General features: G+C 61.6%; 3 protein-coding genes and 2 pseudogenes. 4 read left to right on the forward strand and 1 reads right to left on the reverse strand.

Annotation, left to right across the window (positions count from 1 at the left end; genetic code table 11):
• Together GV044_RS16560 and GV044_RS16565 are read left to right on the forward strand one after the other, a co-directional pair.
• Window positions 1–192 (forward strand): annotated as a pseudogene (locus GV044_RS16560) (hypothetical protein); the annotation flags it as partial.
• Window positions 193–246: 54 nt separating this feature from the next.
• Window positions 247–657, forward strand: a pseudogene (locus tag GV044_RS16565) (transposase); the annotation flags it as partial.
• Window positions 658–1,279: 622 nt separating this feature from the next.
• Here GV044_RS16565 and GV044_RS16570 read toward each other — a convergent pair.
• Entirely contained in the window at window positions 1,280–1,726 is a 447-nt protein-coding gene (locus GV044_RS16570; protein WP_159872913.1) for a hypothetical protein, read from the reverse strand.
• Window positions 1,727–2,274: 548 nt separating this feature from the next.
• On the opposite strand from GV044_RS16570, the gene GV044_RS16575 reads away from it, so the two are divergent.
• Together GV044_RS16575 and GV044_RS22600 are read left to right on the forward strand one after the other, a co-directional pair.
• Entirely contained in the window at window positions 2,275–3,885 is a 1,611-nt protein-coding gene (locus GV044_RS16575; protein WP_159872923.1) for a bifunctional diguanylate cyclase/phosphodiesterase, read from the forward strand.
• Window positions 3,886–3,892: 7 nt separating this feature from the next.
• Window positions 3,893–4,330, forward strand: a complete 438-nt coding sequence (locus GV044_RS22600) for an EAL domain-containing protein (protein WP_159872925.1) — start codon at window positions 3,893–3,895, stop codon at window positions 4,328–4,330.
• Window positions 4,331–4,898 lie beyond the last annotated feature (568 nt).

Here is a 4,898-nt window from a genome sequence, read left to right on the forward strand (position 1 = left end):
AGGCTCTTTGGCCTATTCCTGCCGATCTTCATCTACAGCAAAAGCGACAAGGGCCTGCCAGTCTTGGGGCCGCCGCGCCCCGGGACTGAAACCGCTGCCTTCATCGAAGACGAAGCGCACACCGACATCGCTTCTGTTGTGGTCGCGCTGCGCGAACACCACCAGCCAACCTACATGGCAGATCGAGGCTGAACGACCACTGCCCTCCGGCAACCGAAAACGCCCGTGGCCCGCTCGCAACGCTAACGGACGTTCGGCTTCATCCGGAAGAGCAAGGTCACCGATGCGGGGCGCTTCGATGGGCGAATGCTGTGCGATGTCGTCACCGCCGATAACACCGCGTCAGATGTCTGGGCCGACACCGCCTATCGCAGCCAGGCCAACGAGGCGTGGCTCAAGCGGCAGAGCCGGGTCAGTCGCATCCACTGCAAGAAGCCGTGCGGCAAGCCAATGCCCGAACGCACGGCCAAGGCCAACGCTGCCAAATCGAAGATCCGAGCCCGTGTCGAACATGTGTTTGCTCGCCAGAAGGCTCAGATGGGGCTGTTCATCCGTACCATCGGCATCAAGCGTGCCGAGGCGAAGATCACCCTCGCCAACCTGGCCTACAACATGCACCGTCTGATCTTCCACGAACGCTGGGCAGCCATGGGATAGCTGTCTCCAGAAGGCCGGCAATACCGACGAAGAACAGGCCGCTGACGCCCACAGCGCCTCACAATCACCCCACATCCGACGGCCGCACACCCGCCGGCTGAAATCGGCGGGTTAATGGAGGTGCCCACCTGCAATGCCGAGCGACCACGACGGCGCACCGACGCCGCCGCTGCCTGAGCAGCAGCAGAGCATACCCGGCACCATCGCCGATATGGATCCAAACCAATGAACGAGAGCAGCAAGCCGGGTATCGAACAGCGGATGAGCCACAGTGGGGTATCACTGTGGCTCAAACGATATGCACCTGAAGGCGCACGCCAATGCGTAGAAAGCGTGCCCTCATTTAACATTCATGCGAAAGTTTAGTTCGAAGCTGAACAACCCTTTATCGCCGTGAACACACGCATTAGCCTATGCCGTGATCATTCTCCTTCGCTCACGATCATCCAGCGCTCTTCCCGCCCTATCGGATCGCAACCTATCGGAGCCGGACCGTGGCGCTCGAAATGCATGCTGCAAAAACAAGAGTACGCTCAGCGCCTCAATCGGCTGAGATCGACGCCGGTGGCTCTTTCGAGATAATTAGACACGCTCCTAGTGTGCAGTAGCGCCTGCGCGGCGATTACGCCTGCGCGGCGATTATTAGCGTGAGTAGGATTCCGAGTACCAAAACGAAGTTGAATAGCTTATTCCATTGGTTGGAGAGTCGTTGCATATTTCTCCCATTCGCAGCGGGGGCAAACACTTCCGTTCCGGTTATCTTCTCTGCCTCGAATCGGTAGTGGTCACGGCGGGCGGTCAACTCTTCTCGCTTCATTTCAAAAACTGCTATGCACTTCTTTGCGCAAAGTGCGAGCGCGACGAGGGTAAGGGCAATAGGCATCGCCGTGATATCAAAATGGAGCGCGGCGATCATGCTCAAGAGGATGCCGCTCAAAATCAACAGCGTTCCAGCCATGAACTGCCGCTGTGCTTCCGTGTGCCTACCGTGGGTACACTGCTCCTTGTACAGGTCAGTTATGAACTGGAGCTTCAGTTTATCTGCTTCGATGCCTTCGGATGCGTTCACCGATCACCTCTCCCTACCATCAGAGATAGACTGACCGCCCAACGCCGTGTGGTAAACAGCGCCACGAAGTTTATTCTCCATTGCGTAATGATCAGGGGTGAGGAATATGCCGCGCCGAAAGTGTAATCTCGACGGGAGCGGAGGCGGGTCGATGGGTCACCTGTGGGGGCCGTGAACGTAGCGGACCAGCATATCTCGGCTGACGCGCACGCTTAAGAGGCCGAACTTCAATCCACGGCTGTCGGGTGGCGCTGCGTGTTCAACAAACGCTCACCGGTGCAGCCCTCCCAACGTCTTTTGTGGGTGACCCGTGGCGGTGCGCCCGGTACGTGATTATGCGCCACGTACGCGGCACCATGGCAGTGTGGACACCGCATCTGCTGGCCGTCGTGTTGCCAACAGTCCGAGAAAGGCACCGACTGCCACACTTGGTCGATCCGCACTTAGATGTGAGACATGGTTGCTCTGTTGTAGTCCTCTTTCCAAGGTAAGCGGTGTTCTTAAGGCACGGCGATCCATCGCATGAGCTCAGCAAGGCGGTTTGCTGGGTGTCCGTTGGCGAGAGCGACGAGGGTTCGGGTGAGCCAGCGCCGACGATCGCCTCCGCGCTCGAATCACTGCGGTCGCGCCTTCACCTCGATCAGGCCTTCTTCGTGGACCTGGACGGCAATGCTGTTGGCTTTCGCGGCGCGCTGAGCGAGAGCGAGCGCGAGTATCTGCGCCAGGCGCTCGACGATGGCGCCGACAGCGGCGTGCTGCGCCTGGGCAAGCTGCGCTTCAATGCCGCGGCCGCGCCGGTCAAGGCGCCTGTGACGATCGGCTGGGTGGTGTTCGCCAACGCGCTTGATGAGCGCGAACTGGGAGCGTTGGCTAAACTCTCCTCGATCAAGCTCGCGCCGCATATTGTTCCTGCCGGCGATCTGCCCAAGAGCCAGAAGATCGGTACGATCACCGAAGAGCGCGTTAACGGCGAACGCTTCCTGGTGCAGGCATCGTCGATCGCCTCGTTCCGCTCGGACGAACCACAAGTGCTGCTGCTGCGTCACAGCGTCACCCGGGCGCTCGCTGAGTACGCGCCGATGCTCTGGCTGCTGCTGGCCAGCGGCCTTGTCGGCATCGTCATGGCCGGGGTCGGCAGTTGGCTGCTGGCGCGCCGCATCTCCCGCCCGATCATCGCCTTGGATGCCGCGGCCAGGCGGGTCGCCAAGGGCGACTATGCGCAAGTGCAGGTCGAGACACGCGACGAACTCGGCACCCTGGCAGACAGCTTTAATCGCATGGTCGACGATATCGGCGAACGCGAGCGGCAGATCACGCACATGGCGCTGCATGATGGCCTAACCGGGCTGGCCAACCGCATGCTGCTGCGCGAACATCTGGCGATGGTTCTGGGCCGTCCGGCACCGGAACGGCGCCAGGCGTTGCTGTGCCTCGATCTCGACAACTTCAAGGTCGTCAACGACACCCTTGGCCACCCGACCGGCGATGCCTTGCTGTGCCAGATCGCCGCGCGGCTCGTGGCCGTCGCCGGCGATGGCTTCGTCGCGCGTCTGGGCGGCGACGAGTTCGCAGTCGTGGTCGACGACGCCGATCGCCCGCTCGATCGCATCGCCCACGGCGTGATCCGCGCCATCGCCGAACCGTGCATGGTGAACGGGCACCGCATCGTTCCGGGCACCAGCATCGGCATCGCCATCCTCCATGAAGATGGCGAGGATGCGGTCACCCTGGTCAAGCATGCCGACCTTGCCCTGTACCGCGCCAAACACGTAGGGCGGGGCGGCTTCTGCTTCTACGAGGCGGCGATGGACGCCGAGGCGCGCAAGCGCCGGCAAATGGAACTCGACCTGCACGACGCGATCAGCGAAGGCCAATTGTCGCTGATGTTCCAGCCCTTGTTCAACCTGGCGGAATCGCGCGTTTCTGCGTTCGAGGCGCTGCTGCGCTGGCACCATCCCGAGCGCGGCACGGTCTCGCCGGTGGACTTCATCCCGCTGGCCGAGGACACCGGGCTGATCGTGCCGATCGGCGAATGGGTGATCCGTGAGGCCTGCCGGGCAGCGCGCGACTGGCCCGATCACGTGCGTATCGCGGTCAACGTGTCGCCTGTCCAGTTCCGCAGTCCGGGGCTGAAAACGGTGATCATAGGCCCTGGCTGAGACCGGCTTGCCGCCGCAGCGGCTCGAGCTTGAGATCACCGAGAGCCTGTTCATCGACAATCCGACCACCACGCTCGCCTCGCTGCACAGCCTGCGCGCGCTGGGCGTGCGGGTGGCGCTGGACGATTTCGGCACCGGCTATTCTTCGCTCAGCTACTTGCGCTCGTTCCCGTTCGACAAGATCAAGATCGACCGCAGTTTCATCGTGGACCTGCTCAGCAGCGACGGGGCGACAGCTCTCATCAAGTCGATCACCACGCTGGCCGAAGCACTGGGGATGGAGACCACAGCCGAGGGCGTGGAGCATGCCGACCAACTCGACATCCTGCGCGAGCAGGGATGCAGCCAGATCCAAGGCTTCTACTTCAGCAAACCGGTATCGGAAGCTGAAGTGGTGGGAATGCTCGGCATCGGATTGGAACCTGCGCTGCGCAAGGCGGGGTGAGATGGCACTGCCAAGAACACGTGCGTCGTGGCTGTCCACCACGACGCACGTGCCGCAACCTCACGAACGAAGTTCGGCTTACGCCCACGGGCCGCTCGGTAGACCGATCCGTAAACCCACATAAAAGCGTTTACGCGCCATGCCCCGTCGCCTGCATGAACGGATGTTTACCGGACTGACCGATCAGTAGCTGGCGGATCGCTCTGGCGCCTGCCACGAGCAAGCTCATGCTTCGTACGCGCGAGACAAACATTCACAATGGCACGCACGAGTTCATTCCAAGCAGCACAATGCCGCTTTGCGACAGCTTCTGGCGAGAGCCGACATGGTGACGCGGTCAACGAAAGGCGTATGATGGTCGGCAGCTGCCGCCCTGCCTTCTCCGGCGAGGACCCACTTGCGGCCGTTCAGAGATGCTCAGCCGCATCTCACAACCTGCCACTTGTCGTCTAATCGCGTCGGTTGCAAGAGGGCTTTGGAGATGCCGTTGCCGGGAGCATGGTCGTCTTCGCGGTCGGCATATGCCGCCGCATGATGGAGCTTCGCGGGCGATCCTTCCAAGGTTCAT

It is taken from the genome of Novosphingobium sp. 9U (assembly GCF_902506425.1).
GTDB lineage: Bacteria > Pseudomonadota > Alphaproteobacteria > Sphingomonadales > Sphingomonadaceae > Novosphingobium.